At 53.7% G+C, this 14,829-nt stretch carries 13 protein-coding genes; 6 read left to right on the forward strand and 7 right to left on the reverse strand.

Annotated features, from left to right (window positions below):
- Positions 1–15: 15 nt before the first annotated feature.
- The 4 genes from lldD to OGY06_RS16200 all read right to left on the reverse strand — a co-directional run bounded on the left by lldD (position 16) and on the right by OGY06_RS16200 (position 4,256).
- Complete coding sequence (gene lldD / locus OGY06_RS16185) at positions 16–1,206, reverse strand: FMN-dependent L-lactate dehydrogenase LldD (RefSeq protein WP_286605707.1); 1,191 nt, start codon at positions 1,204–1,206, stop codon at positions 16–18.
- Positions 1,203–1,979 carry a transcriptional regulator LldR gene (gene lldR / locus OGY06_RS16190; RefSeq protein ID WP_003827331.1) on the reverse strand — a complete coding sequence of 259 codons (777 nt, stop codon included), beginning with the start codon at positions 1,977–1,979 and terminating at the stop codon, positions 1,203–1,205. The genes lldD and lldR overlap by 4 nt, the downstream gene beginning before the upstream one ends.
- Positions 1,976–3,631 (reverse strand): L-lactate permease, encoded by a 1,656-nt coding sequence (lldP, locus tag OGY06_RS16195; RefSeq protein WP_003827332.1) that lies wholly within the window; start codon positions 3,629–3,631, stop codon positions 1,976–1,978. Before lldP ends, lldR begins: the two co-directional genes overlap by 4 nt.
- Positions 3,632–3,893: 262 nt before the next feature.
- Positions 3,894–4,256 (reverse strand): YibL family ribosome-associated protein, encoded by a 363-nt coding sequence (locus tag OGY06_RS16200; protein WP_003827333.1) that lies wholly within the window; start codon positions 4,254–4,256, stop codon positions 3,894–3,896.
- A gap of 292 nt (positions 4,257–4,548) precedes the next feature.
- Between OGY06_RS16200 and OGY06_RS16205 the strand changes: the two genes are divergently transcribed.
- Positions 4,549–4,755 carry a hypothetical protein gene (locus tag OGY06_RS16205; RefSeq protein ID WP_003827334.1) on the forward strand — a complete coding sequence of 69 codons (207 nt, stop codon included), beginning with the start codon at positions 4,549–4,551 and terminating at the stop codon, positions 4,753–4,755.
- Positions 4,756–4,767: 12 nt separating this feature from the next.
- Here OGY06_RS16205 and mtlR read toward each other — a convergent pair whose 3' ends face one another.
- From mtlR to mtlA, 3 genes are all read right to left on the reverse strand, one after another.
- Complete coding sequence (gene mtlR, locus OGY06_RS16210; RefSeq protein ID WP_003024179.1) at positions 4,768–5,355, reverse strand: mannitol operon repressor MtlR; 588 nt, start codon at positions 5,353–5,355, stop codon at positions 4,768–4,770.
- Entirely contained in the window at positions 5,355–6,503 is a 1,149-nt protein-coding gene (mtlD, locus tag OGY06_RS16215) for a mannitol-1-phosphate 5-dehydrogenase (protein WP_003827336.1), read from the reverse strand. Before mtlD ends, mtlR begins: the two co-directional genes overlap by 1 nt.
- 220 nt (positions 6,504–6,723) lie before the next feature.
- On the reverse strand, positions 6,724–8,640 hold the full coding sequence (mtlA, locus tag OGY06_RS16220) for a PTS mannitol transporter subunit IICBA (protein ID WP_003827337.1): 1,917 nt from the start codon (positions 8,638–8,640) through the stop codon (positions 6,724–6,726).
- A 530-nt stretch (positions 8,641–9,170) separates the two neighbouring features.
- On the opposite strand from mtlA, the gene OGY06_RS16225 reads away from it, so the two are divergent.
- The 5 genes from OGY06_RS16225 to selB all read left to right on the forward strand — a co-directional run bounded on the left by OGY06_RS16225 (position 9,171) and on the right by selB (position 14,709).
- Positions 9,171–9,533 (forward strand): DUF3302 domain-containing protein, encoded by a 363-nt coding sequence (locus OGY06_RS16225; protein WP_003827338.1) that lies wholly within the window; start codon positions 9,171–9,173, stop codon positions 9,531–9,533.
- 2 nt (positions 9,534–9,535) lie between these two features.
- A complete protein-coding gene (locus OGY06_RS16230) occupies positions 9,536–10,672 on the forward strand; it encodes an HlyD family secretion protein (RefSeq protein WP_003827339.1) in 1,137 nt (378 codons plus the stop codon).
- A gap of 97 nt (positions 10,673–10,769) precedes the next feature.
- Positions 10,770–11,378, forward strand: coding sequence for a glutathione S-transferase (locus OGY06_RS16235; protein WP_003827340.1), 609 nt, complete (start codon positions 10,770–10,772; stop codon positions 11,376–11,378).
- A 98-nt stretch (positions 11,379–11,476) separates the two neighbouring features.
- Positions 11,477–12,868, forward strand: coding sequence for an L-seryl-tRNA(Sec) selenium transferase (gene selA, locus OGY06_RS16240; RefSeq protein WP_003827341.1), 1,392 nt, complete (start codon positions 11,477–11,479; stop codon positions 12,866–12,868).
- On the forward strand, positions 12,865–14,709 hold the full coding sequence (selB, locus tag OGY06_RS16245; RefSeq protein WP_003827342.1) for a selenocysteine-specific translation elongation factor: 1,845 nt from the start codon (positions 12,865–12,867) through the stop codon (positions 14,707–14,709). The genes selA and selB overlap by 4 nt, the downstream gene beginning before the upstream one ends.
- Positions 14,710–14,829: the final 120 nt, after the last annotated feature.

Genomic DNA, 14,829 nt, shown 5'->3' on the forward strand with positions numbered 1-14,829 from the left:
ATAGCAAATTAACGTTTACGCCGCATTTCCACGTTTGGGCTGCATCGGGTAGTCAGCCACCTGTTTGCCCAGTTCTTGTACCAGTGAATCACGGCTGATTTCGCTAATCGATTTTGCACCGGTCAGGGTCATTGCCACCCTCATCTCTTTCTCGATCAGATGTAGCAGATTCGCCACCCCGGCCTGACCGTGGGTGGCCAGCGCGTACAGATAAGCGCGTCCCAGCAGAACACTATCCGCGCCCAGCGCAATCATACGTACGACGTCCAGGCCGTTGCGGATCCCACTGTCTGCCAGAATGGTGATATCGCCTTTTACCGCATCGGCAATGGCGGGCAGCGCGCGAGCTGAAGACAGCACGCCGTCTAACTGGCGACCACCGTGGTTAGAGACAACAATACCATCCGCGCCAAAGCGTACAGCGTCTCGGGCATCTTCGGGATCGAGGATCCCTTTGATCACCATCGGACCATCCCAAAATTCGCGGATCCACTCGAGGTCTTTCCAGGAAATCGACGGGTCGAAGTTATTCGCCAGCCAGCCGATGTAATCCTCAAGACCGGTAGGTTTACCAAGATAAGTCGAGATATTACCTAAATCATGTGGGCGACCGTTCAGGCCAACGTCCCATGCCCATTGTGGATGGGTGACTGCCTGCCAGTAGCGGCGTAGTGCGGCATTTGGGCCGCTCATCCCGGAATGTGCGTCACGGTAGCGTGCGCCCGGTGTTGGCATATCGACGGTAAAGACCAGCGTGGAGCAACCCGCCGCTTTGGCGCGCTCCAGCGCGTTGCGCATAAAGCCGCGATCGCGCAGAACATATAGCTGAAACCACATCGGACGTTTGATGGTTGGAGCGACCTCTTCAATCGGACATACGGATACCGTGGAAAGCGTAAACGGAATGCCTTTGGCATCAGCGGCGGCGGCGGCCTGAACTTCGCCCCGGCGCGCGTACATGCCACACAGACCGACAGGTGCAAGGGCCACTGGCATGGAGAGCGTTTCGTTGAACAGCTTTGTCTCCAGGCTCAGGTCGGACATATTCTTCAGCACGCGCTGGCGCAGCGCCACCTCCGACAGGTCTGCCACGTTACGGCGCAGAGTGTGCTCTGCATACGCCCCACCGTCTATATAGTGGAACAAGAAGGGGGGTAGGATGCGCTGGGCTGCGGCGCGATAGTCGCTGGCTGCTGAAATAATCATGCGTTGTTCTCCCTGCTATTCTCACCAGGGTCACCGGGCAGGCGGGTGATACGCGCCTGGCGGGCCTGATCTTCATCAAATCGTTTAATCGTAGTGTGGACAAAACTGAGGTGCGCCATCATTGCTTTACGCGCTCCGTCGGCATCTCCGGCAACAATCGCATCCAGGACGGCCTGATGCTGCGCCGTCAGTTGCGAAAATACGGGCGGCACAAGGTACATACGCTGGCGGCTCTGTTTCACCGAAGACTGCAATACGTCGAAGAAACCGCGCATGGTCTGTAACAGCACCACGTTGTGCGAGGCTTCCGCAATGGCGAGGTGAAAGCGAACGTCTGCCTGCGAGGCGAGATCTGGATCTTCGCTTTGTGTGGCCTCGAAACAGAGTCTGATCTTCTCTTTGTCGGCAGCAGTGGCACGCATAGCTGCATGCCAGGCGGTGCTGGCTTCGATGGCGTGGCGGGCTTCCAGAATATCGAAACTGTAATCAGGATCGTCCGCCAGCAGGGTTTTCAGCGGCTGAACGATGTTTTGTTCAGACCATGCTTCATGCTGCCAGCGGATAAACGTCCCGCCGCCACGACGGCTAATCAACACACCTTCACTCACCAGCTTGGCTAACGCCTCGCGCAGCGAGTTGCGCGATACGCCGAGCTGTACGGCCAGTTGGCGCTCAGCGGGCAACTTCATGCCCGCCTCCAGCTGTTGTTCTTCAATCAGCGCCCGCACACGAGATGCGACTTCGTCTGACAGGCGTCTGGGCATCACTATCATGGAATCATCCAGGTTAAGACATAGGCCTGCAGCGTGGTAATCACACCCACCATGCAGGTGAAAATCAGGCTGTGCTTCACGGTAAAGCGGAACAGATCAGACTCTTTCCCCACTAATCCCACTGCCGCACAGGCGATAGCGATAGATTGCGGAGAGATCATCTTGCCGGTCACGCCGCCGGTGGTATTTGCGGCCACCATCAGCACATCCGAAACGCCGATTTGCTGAGCGGCCGTGGCCTGCAGGGCGGCGAACAATGCGTTTGATGAGGTGTCGGACCCGGTCAGGAATACCCCCAGCCAGCCGAGGAATGGCGAGAAGAAGGTAAACGCGCTGCCGGTGTGCGCCAGGGCCAGTGCCAGGGTGGATGAAAGCCCGGAGTAGTTAGAGATAAACGCGAACGCCAGCACCATCCCGATGGAGTAGATAGGCAGCGCCAGATCTTTCAACGTGCTGCCAAAGGTCTGCAGCGCAGCAGATGGCTTCATCTTCAGCCAGACGATAGACAGCAGGGCGGCAAACAGTATTGCGGTACCGGTCGCGGAGAACCAGTCAAATTTGTACACCGCCGCGTAGGCCGTGGCTTCGTGTACGACCGGCGGCATACGGGCAACCAGCTTGTCGAGGAACGGAACCGGAATATTGACCACCCAGTGGTACATCGCGCCGCCGGGCGCAAACAGTGCTTTAAACGGCGGTATGCTCCACAGCGTGACGGTAGCGGTCAGGAACAGGAACGGTGACCAGGCGCGTACCACCTGCCCAGCGGTGTAGCGGGTGCGCGACAGGTCCATATCGACCTGCGAAGCGCCCATATCGCCAAAACGGAAGATGCGTACCGGCTGCCAGCGTTTCAGGAACAGCGTCAGACACACCAGTGAGACCAGAGAAGAGATAATGTCCGGCAGTTCCGGCCCGATAAAGTTAGAGCTGAGATACTGCGCGATAGCAAACGAGCCGCCAGCGACCATCACCGCAGGCCAGGTTTCTTTGACGCCGCGCCAGCCATCCATAATCGCCATAATCCAGAACAGCACGATAATGGTCAGGAACGGCAGCTGACGCCCTACCATCTGGCCAATCTCGAAGCTGTCCAGTCCGGTAACCTGACCGGCAACCAGAATCGGAATGCCCATTGCGCCAAAAGCGACCGGCGCGGTATTTACGATCAGGCACAAACCTGCCGCATACAGCGGGTTAAAGCCAAGACCAACCAGCAGTGCGGCGGTAATCGCTACCGGAGCGCCAAAGCCTGCCGCTCCTTCGAGGAATGCCCCAAAGGAGAAACCGACAATCAGCATTTGCAGACGCTGGTCTGGGGTAATCGAGAGTATCGAGGAGCGGATAATGTCGAACTGCCCGGTCTTCACCGAGATTTTATAGACGAATACCGCGGCGATAATGATCCAGGCAATCGGCCACAGACCATAGAAGAAACCGTACACTACGGATGCCAGAGCGTGATCGACCGGCATTTTGTAAAACAGCAGGGCGACCGACAAAGCGATCACCACCGTCCATGACGCCGCAACATAGCCTTTGAGCTTGAGCTTAATCAGGGCGAAGAAAAAGAACAGGATAGGGAGCGATGCGATCAGACTGGAAAGCCAGATGTTACCGGCCGGGTCGTAGTTCTGTTGCCAGAGATTCATTGCAGGTCTCCTGGGGGCCGCCGACATAATGGAATGAGTCTGTGCTCATCTCCAGGTCACATTATGTGTAAAAGTGGCCCTGCCAATATTGTTGTGTAGGGGTAATGACAATGAATGGTTAATCAAATGTTATTTATTGGCAACGGTATTGTACGCACATTTTAATGAAATGTGAGGTGCTGGTAGGATCTGGTTAAAATTGGTAGGGCCAATTGCGAGGGGAAATGAAGGACCGGGCAAGCGGATGTTGCCCGGTGGGAGATTAGAACTCGCTCTTCGCGAAGCCCGTCATCTCTTTCAGGCCCATTTCACGGCCAAGCTCGGTCATCGGGTGGACGACGATCAGGCCGCGCACGCTCTTCTTCAGTTTGCCCATGTCAGCCTGCTCTTTTTTGGTGATGGCCCGACGGAACGGAAGTTTTGTCAGCTTTTGCGCTTCTTTGCTCAGCTTCTGGCTGTGAACTTCACGCAGGCGTGCGATCTCGGCTTCCAGAGTTTCTTTCTCTTTTTCCAGCTCGGCGTATTTGTCGGCGGCTTCAACCAGGGACAGGTCTGCCTGCTGGTGGCGAATAGCGTCCAGACGATCGCTCAGGCGTTTAATTTCGTTTTTTTCGACTTCTTTCATAGGATAGCTTCTGATAAAAATAGGATGAATATCCTATAGTATGCGCGCAGAGCGGGATTATTCACAACTGCTCGAAGATAAATAATCAAATACCGTAAGTATTAATTAGCTAATGATAATGTTACTGCATTGATTAACAAGGAGTTTTAAGCGATAAGATCGGCCGTGGTGCTTTTTATTGGCGTGTTCGTGGTGAAGCACGTTTTCCTCAATATAAACACCCAACTGATCCTAAACTTAAATGATCAACCGCACAGGCTGAGCGCGGTTAATACATGGAGGAGGGAAGATTATGGCGAAAATAGGTGAGAACGTTTCGGTCCTGATTGATAAAACTGTCGATTTTATGGCTTCAAGCCAGGCTTTTCGCGAATATTTGAATAAAACACCGCCGCGCAACGTTGTCCCTTCAGAAATACCGCAGGAAAACGCGCAGCTGTATCTGCAACGTCTGGCGTACTATCGGCAGCTGTATCGACCGCAGCAGGAAGAGAAATAAGCAAACATCGTCTTATTTTTGAAAGGCTTTTTTTAAGCTGATTTTAGAAATCAGCTCGGTCAGGGAAAGGACCATGGTGGATCGTACCATCTGCTGGTAACGCTGGATCTGCATGGCATGCAAACCAGAGTCTGAGGTATCAAACTGGGGTGGCGGCGGGAGTGCCGTCACGCAGTGAAGTTCACCAAACGGTCCAAGAATTTCGTCGTCGGTGAATGCGTATTCGTTGCCGTCGTGATTCAGCTCCTCCCGCAGCGCCATCAGGAGCTCCGCATCTTCGTACTCCGGGCGACTGAGTACGCCCAGGCCGTAGATTAACTTCAGACGAACAGAAAGATCGCCCAACGGACCATCGCCGTCGAGCAGCGGTTCTACGGCGTATTTCACCGCATAGTCGTCTTTGCGAAATACCTGAAGCACAAGGATATTCACCGCCTCGGTGAGCAGTTCTACGGCGGTGATGAGGAAGCTGCGTACGGTTTTGCCAGCATTCAGACGCTCAAGCACACGATTTTCAAAGGCCTGCGTTTGTTCCATTATTGCCTGCATATCTGACAATCTATTATTCAGGCGCAGGATATCCTGCGCCAGGTCCTGCATCATTTCTTTGCGTTATACGCGTTAACAGCCTCAAGCACGACATCACTGTTGGCATCCAGCCCGGAAACTTGCGCCAGCGCGGCCTGTGGACCTTTTTCGTCAATCAGTGCGGCCAGTTCCTGTGCCTGCGGATCTTCTTCGCTGCGATAGTGCATCGCTGCCGCAATACCGGTAACCAGATTCGCATGCGGCAAACCATATTCCAGCGTACCCAGCAGTGGTTTAATCAGGCGGTCGCCTGCGCTAAGTTTACGCAGCGGCTGACGACCCACACGCTCAACGTCATCTTTCAGATACGGGTTTTCAAAACGGCCGAGGATTTTCTGAATGTATGCCGCATGTTTTGCTGCATCAAAGCCATAGCGTTTGATCAGTACCGCGCCGCTCTCTTCCATCGCACCTTTTACCACTGCGCGGATTTTCTCGTCGAGAATCGCGTCACGGATGGTCTGATGACCGGTCAATTTTCCGAGGTACGCGGTTATAGCATGCCCGGTGTTCAGCGTGAAGAGTTTACGTTCGACAAATGCCATCAGGTTATCAGTTAATTCCATTCCTGGGATATTTGGCAGTTCACCTTTGAACTGTGTTTTGTCGACAATCCACTCACTGAAGGTTTCTACGGTAACTTCCAGCGGATCGTTGGTTGCTGAAGCCGAAGGCGGAACAATGCGGTCCACGGCAGAATCGACAAAGCCAACATGTTCTTCAACCCAGGCTTTATCTTCATCTGCTAACGCGTTCATTACATGGCCTTTCAACTGAGTCGTTCCGCGCACCATGTTTTCACAAGCGATGATATTTAGTGGAGTAGTGATTCTCTGCGCCTTGCGTTTAACCAGCCCTTTGGCGATGGCCGGAGCGATACGCTCAAGCACGACCGGACCGACGGCGGTAGTGACTAAATCTACGTGGGCAATCAGTTCAACAACATCATCGCCGATGCTGCTCACGGCGTTGACACCGGAGACGGTATCAACCTGCTCGTTTTCACCCACGACATGAACCTGATAGCTATGACGGGCATTCAGGGCATCGAGCACGACCTGATTTACATCCGCGAACGTCAGCTGTATCCCCGCGTCCGCCAGCAGTTTGCCGATAAAGCCACGACCGATATTACCTGCGCCAAAATGTAATGCTTTCATAGTATTAACCTTCATTAATGTTTTTACCCAAGAGGGCTGGGGTGAGGCTTTTCCCTCAACCTAACCCTCTCCACAAGGGAGAGGATATCGCCTTCATATTTCGAACTGCAGATGCGTTGGCTCTCCTCGCTCACCCCAGTCACGTACTTATGTACGCTCCTGGGGATTCACTGCGTTGCCGCCTTCCTGCAGCTCGAACTATTTTGGAGATACTTAAGCGTTAAGCTTTTTTACCCGCCAGCAGTTCCAGAACTTCATCCACGCTGGTGGTATGGGCCAGACGTTCGATCACGGATTCATCATCCAGAGCGTTGGTCAGGCTGGTAATCACCTGGATGTGCTCGTTGTTACGCGCTGCGATGCCAATCACCAGGCGGGCAATATCGTCTTCTTCTTCACCGAAGCGAACGCCTTCCGGGTACTGGCAGAACACCACACCGGTTTTCAGCACGCGGTCTTTGGCTTCAACCGTACCGTGCGGTACTGCGATGGACTCACCCAGGTAAGTCGGGGTCAGTTTTTCACGGTCCAGCATCGCCTCAACGTATTCTGGCTCAACGTAACCGCCTTTCACCAGTTGCTCACCAGCAAAGCGAATCGCTTCTTCTTTGTTAGCCGCTTTACGGCCAAGGAAGATGTTCTCCGCACCCAGTTTGAACAGGTGGGTATCACCCTCTTCAAAGCTGTCTTTCAGGTGGTCGCGAACTTTCTCCTCGTTCACGTTGTGGCGCTGCGCAGCGACCAGACGTTCGGTCAGGTTGGAGTACAGGCCACTGTCGAGGAAGTTGGTCAGCGAAATGTGCTGTGCCTGAGGCACCTGGCGCATCGCGCGTTCAGTCAGGTCACGGTGGGTAATGACCAGATCCACATCCGGCGGCAGATTGTTAATCGCGCTGTTAGTGACGGAAATCTGAGACAGCCCCGCATCCTGCACTTTCTTACGCAGTACGCCCGCACCCATGGCGCTGGAACCCATACCAGCATCGCAGGCAACGATGATTTTACGCACATGGCTCAGGTCGTTGGTTACATCGCCAGCCGCCAGCGGAGATGCGCCTTTGGATTCCGCTTTCATGTCGTGCATACGACGGGTTGCGGCATCAATGTCATCATCTTCTTTCACTTTGCTGGTTTTCAGCAGAATGGCTGAGACCACAAAAGAGACTGCCATAGCCGCGCAGATAGCAGCGATGTTAGCGAAGTAAGCACCCTTCGGCGTCATTGCCAGCACGGCCAGGATAGAACCCGGAGACGCCGGAGAAACCAGACCGCCGTTCAGGATAGTCAGGGTAAATACGCCAGTCATACCGCCGAGAATAACGGCCAGGATCAGGCGCGGGTTCATCAGCACGTACGGGAAGTAAATTTCGTGGATACCACCCAGGAAGTGGATGATAGCCGCGCCGCCTGCAGACTGCTTAGCGCTGCCGCGACCGAAGAACATGTACGCCAGCAGGACGCCCATACCCGGACCCGGGTTAGCTTCAATCAGGAAGAAGATGGATTTGCCCATCTCATGGGACTGCTGAATACCCAGCGGTGAGAAAATACCGTGGTTAATGGCGTTGTTGAGGAACAGGATTTTCGCCGGTTCAACGAAGATAGATGCCAGCGGTAGCATGTCATGGACAACCATGAAGTTAACGCCTGCCGCCAGAATTTTTGACAGCGCTTCAACCAATGGGCCAATGCCAAGGAATGCCAGAATGGCGAGGATCATACCGATGATGCCAGCGGAGAAGTTATTCACCAGCATCTCAAAACCGGATTTGATCTTACCGTCTACCCAGTTGTCGAAATGTTTGATAGCCCAGCCGCCCAGCGGACCTGCGATCATCGCGCCGAGGAACATTGGCATATCTGCACCGACGATAACGCCCATGGTGGTGATAGCGCCAACCACGCCGCCACGCTCGCCGCCAACCAGCTTACCACCGGTATAACCGATCAGCAGCGGCAGCAGATAGGTGATCATCGGGCCGACTAGCTTCGCCAGCGTTTCGTTCGGCAACCACCCTGTCGGAATGAATAATGCGGTGATAATACCCCACGCGATAAACGCGCCGATATTTGGCATCACCATGTTGCTGAGGAATCGACCAAAGCTTTGCACCTTGATCTTAATATCGGATGACATAAAAACACCCCTTCTTATGTTTGCTATCGCGCAGGCTGAAAGCCCGAGGTTTGTTAATGTAGCGGCAGGAGGTAGCCGGACCCTGTAGATACTGCGAAATCTGGCACTGAATCGTTCAACTGTCCAGTCGACGGACTTTTATGTGACATTCGTCACGTAAATATAGGGTGTATGGCGTTAGTTAATGTGATTTGCATCACAAATTAACGGTACAAAAAAACATCACAGGGTTAGATTTAATGAAAAATGGGGATTAAATGTGAACTAATTCACATTTTTGGTTTTGCTGTTTGTTGAATCTTTGTGATGTGGATCGCAAAGTATTTTCATCTGGATTTGAGCAGATGTGATCTGCGGCAGATTCTACTCCTGACATTTTTATTGCAAAACAAAGCAACTTCTCGCCAGAAAAAATATTTTTTTTGTGATATGGCGAAAACCCCTAACTGCAGTTATGTTCAAAACATCAGCCAGGGTGCATACGGCTGCCGGCATAAAAAAACTCTAATTAGCGTGAATTCGAGGCAGGTATGTTTCTAAATTATTTCGCACTGGGCGTGCTGATCTTCGTTTTTCTGGTTCTGTTTTACGGAATCATCGCCATTCATGATATTCCCTATAACATGGCTAAAAAACGTAACCATCCCCATGCCGATGCCATCCATACTGCAGGATGGGTGAGCTTGTTCACTCTTCATGTTATTTGGCCGTTCCTGTGGATCTGGGCCACGCTCTACCAGCCTGAAAAGGGATGGGGAATGCAGTCACACATCACACCGACCGGAAAGGAGTCAGACCCTGAGATTGCCGCGCTGGCAGCGCGAATCACCCAGTTGGAAAAAAGACTGGATGGGGAGAAAAAAACCGATAACTCCACCTTTCCGGAGATTTAATCATGGATTTGTTGATAGTCCTGACCTATGTGGCCTTTGCCTGGGCCATCTTTAAAATATTCCGTATTCCGGTAAACCAATGGACCCTTGCTACCGCTGCATTAGGTGGGGTGTTCATTGTTGCGGGATTGATTTTATTAATGAACTATAACCACCCGTATACCTTTACGGCGCAAAAAGCGGTTATTTCAATTCCGGTCACTCCGCAAGTCACAGGAATTGTTAGTGAGGTAACGGATAAGAATAATCAGCTCATTAAAAAAGGCGATGTGCTGTTTAAGCTCGATCCGGTACGTTATCAGGCGCGTGTAGACAGACTGCAGGCCGACCTGGTAACCGCGACGCATAATATCGACAACCTAAAAGCGCAACTGTCGGAAGCGGTCGCTAATACTACCCGCGTGTCTGCGGAACGTGATCGCCTGTATAAGGATTATCAACGTTATTTGAAAGGCAGCCAGGCGAAGGTTAACCCGTTCTCTGAAAGCGATATCGATAACGCCCGGCAAAACTATCTGGCACAGGATGCGCTGGTCAAAGGCTCGGTGGCAGAACAGACGCAGATTCAGAGTCAATTAGACAGTATGGTCAACGGGGAGCAATCTCAGGTTGCATCCCTGCGTGCCCAGCTCGCCGAGGCTAAATATAATCTTGAACAGACGGTAGTTCGTGCCCCCAGCAACGGTTATGCCACGCAGATTTTAATTCGTCCGGGGACTTACGCAGCAGCATTACCTTTGCGTCCGGTAATGGTGTTTATTCCTGAACAAAAACGGCAAATCGTGGCGCAATTCCGCCAGAACTCGCTGCTGCGCCTTAAACCAGGCGATGAAGCGGAAGTGGTGTTTAACGCGCTGCCTGGCCAGGTTTTCACCGGCAAGCTAACCAGTATTCTTCCGGTCGTTCCGGGTGGTTCTTATCAGGCGCAGGGGGCGTTACAGTCCTTAACGGTGGTGCCGGGTACCGATGGTGTGCTGGCAACAATTGAGCTGGATCCGAATGCCGATGTGGATGCGCTGCCGGACGGTATCTATGCCCAGGTCGCGGTCTATTCTGACCATTTCGCCCACGTGTCGGTAATGCGTAAAGTGCTGCTGCGCATGACCAGTTGGATGCATTACCTTTATTTGGATCATTGAGACTGCCATCACCTGCCATTTTCAGTGACCTGAGCCATACTAAGCGGTGTCCCACTATCGTAGGGCACCGCTTTTTTGTTGGCAAAAAGGACCCGGCATGAAACTCATTGGCAGCTATACCAGCCCTTTTGTGCGTAAAATTTCGATTCTGTTACTGGAAAAGGGCATCACTTTCGAATTTGTGAATGAACTCCCCTACAACGCGGATAGCGGCGTGGCGCGCTATAACCCGTTAGGCAAAGTACCTGCGTTGGTCACCGATGAGGGCGAGTACTGGTTTGACTCTCCTGTCATCGCGGAATATATAGAGCTACTGGATATTGCACCAGCCATGCTGCCGCGTGATCCGCTGGCTGCGCTGAAGGTACGCCAGTTGGAAGCGTTGGCAGACGGTATTATGGATGCCGGTTTAGTTTCGGTGCGCGAACAGGCTCGCCCTGCAGCGCAGCAGTCAGAAACTGAATTGTTACGTCAGCGTGAGAAGATCACCCGTAGTCTGGATGTGCTGGAAGGTTATCTGGCGGACGGTACACTGAAAACGGATACGGTTAACCTGGCAACCATTGCGATTGCCTGCGCCGTCGGTTATCTCAATTTCCGTCGGGTCGCACCTGGCTGGTGTGTGGACCGTCCGCGTCTCGTCAAACTGGTGGAAACGCTCTTTCAACGCGAGAGTTTTGCCCGTACAGAACCGCCAAAGGCTTGATGCGTATTATGTCCGCCTGAGCAAAGTCACGGTACAATCCTTCCTATATCGATATCCCTCTCTACGGTGGAGAGGGTCACCAACAGCCAGGCCCTTTCATGACAAGCGACTTGCGTTCACTCTACAGCCAGCTTCCTGCTATCGATCGTTTATTGCGCGATAGCGCCTTCTCAGCCTTACGTGAATCTCACGGTCATACCCGGGTGGTTGACCTGCTGCGTCACATGCTCGACGAAGCCAGAGAAGCTATTCGCGACACGCATGCGCTCCCGGCATGGTGTGAAGACTGGGCGCAAGAAGCCAGTGCCCGGCTGGAACGAGAATCACAAAGCGCACTGCGTCCAGTGATTAACCTGACCGGAACGGTGCTGCACACCAACCTTGGTCGCGCGTCGCAGGCCGAAGAAGCAATTGAGGCGGTGGTACAGGCGATGCGCACGCCGGTGACGCTGGAATACAGTCTGGATGATGCCGGTCGGGGACATCGGGATCGGGCCCTGGCGGATTTACTCTGCCGTCTGACGGGGGCGGAAGACGCCTGTATCGTCAATAACAATGCGGCAGCTGTTCTGCTTATGCTGGCTGCCACGGCGAACGGCAAAGAGGTGGTTGTGTCTCGCGGCGAGCTGGTGGAAATAGGCGGCGCGTTTCGTATTCCGGACGTCATGTGTCAGGCCGGATGCATTCTACGCGAGGTGGGGACCACCAACCGGACGCATGCGAAAGATTACCGCCAGGCGGTGAATGAAAATACCGCTCTGCTGATGAAAGTGCATACCAGTAATTACAGCATTGAAGGCTTCACAAAGTCGGTGGATGAGGCGGAGCTGGCCGTCATTGGCCAGGAGCTGGATGTTCCGGTGGTGGCGGATTTGGGCAGCGGTTCGCTGGTCGATCTCAGCCAGTATGGCTTGCCGCAGGAGCCGATGCCGCAGCAACTGATTGCTGCTGGCGTCAGTCTGGTGAGTTTCTCCGGCGATAAACTGCTGGGCGGGCCGCAGGCCGGGATAATTGTCGGTAAAAAAGAGATGATCGCTCGTTTGCAGAGCCATCCGCTGAAACGCGCATTACGGGCAGATAAAATGACGCTGGCTGCTCTGGAAGCGACGCTACGGCTCTACCTGCACCCTGAAGCACTGGCGGCGAAGTTGCCGACGTTGCGCCAGCTCACCCGCTCACAAGAGGCAATCCACGCGCAGGCACAGCAATTACAGGCACAGCTTGCAGAACATTACGGTGATGAGTTCGCCCTGAATGTGATGCCTTGCCTGTCGCAGATTGGCAGCGGCTCACTACCTGTTGATAGGCTGCCCAGCGCGGCGCTAACCTTTACCCCACATGACGGGCGCGGGAGCCGCCTCGAAGCGTTGGCAGCCCGTTGGCGTACGCTGCCCGTGCCGATTATTGGGCGAATTTATGATGGCCGCTTATGGCTGGATCTGCGCTGCCTTGAAGACGAGACCCGGTTTATGGAGATGATGCTGAAATGATTATTGCAACCGCCGGACACGTTGACCACGGAAAAACAACGTTATTACAGGCGATTACTGGCGTAAATGCCGACCGTCTGCCGGAAGAAAAAAAGCGCGGCATGACCATCGATCTCGGCTATGCCTACTGGCCGCAGCCGGACGGGCGGGTGCTGGGGTTTATCGACGTTCCTGGACACGAAAAGTTTCTGTCCAACATGTTGGCGGGGGTCGGCGGCATCGATCACGCGTTGCTGGTGGTGGCGTGTGATGATGGCGTAATGGCGCAAACCCGTGAGCATTTGCAAATTCTGCAGCTGACGGGCAATCCGCAGATCACCGTGGCGCTCACGAAAGCCGACCGCGTAGACGAAGCAAGAATTGAAGAGGTGCGTGCGGAGATTCAGGCCACGCTGGGGAATTATGGTTTCGCGGAGTCGGTGCTTTTCGTCACTGCGGCCAGTGAAGGCCGTGGCATCGAGGAACTGCGTGACCATTTGTTGCAATTAACGTCGCGCGAGCATGCCCGCGATCACAGCTTCCGCCTGGCGATTGACCGCGCCTTTACGGTCAAAGGCGCAGGGCTGGTGGTGACCGGGACGGCGCTCAGCGGTGAAGTGAATGTCGGTGACACGCTGTGGCTCACGGGCGTCAACAAACCGATGCGCGTACGTAGCCTGCATGCACAAAATCAGGCCACCGACCGCGCGCAAGCGGGACAACGTATTGCGCTGAATATTGCCGGCGATGCGCAAAAAGAAGAACTAAACCGTGGCGACTGGCTGCTTTCCGATGCGCCGCCAGAGGCTTTTACCCGCGTGATTGTTTCTTTAGAACATGCCGCGCCGCTGATGCAGTGGCAACCGCTGCATATTCACCACGCGGCTAGCCATGTTACCGGGCGTATCTCGCTGCTTGAAGGGACACTGGCGGAACTGGTGTTTGATACACCACTCTGGCTCGCCGATAACGACCGTCTGGTGCTGCGCGATATTTCTGCCCGTACGACGCTTGCTGGCGCGCGCGTGGTCACGCTCAATCCGCCGCGTCGCGGAAAACGTAAGCCGGAGTATTTGCAGTGGCTGTCGGCGCTGGAAAACGCGCAGACTGACGGTGACGCTCTGGCGCTGCACCTGACGCGTGGGGCGGTGAATATTCCTGACTTTGCCTGGGCGCGTCAGCTCAATGGCAACGGTATGCGTCCGTTGATTGAGCAACATGGATTTATTCAGGCGGGATACAGCCTGTTGAATGCCCCCGTTGCCGCGCGCTGGCAGCGGAAAGTTCTCGATACGCTGGCGACCTACCATGAGCAGCACCGTGATGAACCAGGGCCCGGGCGCGAGCGCCTGCGCCGTATGGCTTTGCCGATGGAAGACGAAGCGCTGGTCTTGCTGCTGATTGAAAAGATGCGCGAGAGTGGCGCCATCCATAGCCATCATGGCTGGTTGCATTTGCCGGAACATAAGGCGGGTTTCAGCGATGAGCAGTTGGCAATCTGGCAAAAAGTAGAACCGCTTTTTGGCGATGAGCCATGGTGGGTGCGCGATTTGGCAAAACAGACGGGCACGGATGAGCAGATGATGCGTGTGGCATTACGTCAGGCGGCGCAGCAAGGCATCATTACCGCGATCGTGAAAGATCGTTATTACCGTAACGATCGAATTGTGGCCTTTGCCAATATGATCCGCGAACTGGATCAGGAACGGGGATCGACCTGTGCAGCCGATTTTCGCGACAGACTTAACGTCGGGCGCAAATTGGCTATTCAGATTCTGGAATATTTTGACCGCATTGGTTTTACTCGTCGTCGGGGAAATGATCATTTATTACGCGATGCATTGCTGTTCCCTGAAAAATAATGAAACAATTAATTCATGGATTAAATGAATTAATACAAAATAGATGTTGATTGAAATAAGCACATTAGATTATGAACCTAATGTGCTTTTTAATTGTGAGTGTTATTAAAATAACAACCA

The organism is Citrobacter sp. Cpo147, from assembly GCF_030332405.1.
In the GTDB taxonomy this organism is placed as follows: domain Bacteria; phylum Pseudomonadota; class Gammaproteobacteria; order Enterobacterales; family Enterobacteriaceae; genus Citrobacter; species Citrobacter portucalensis.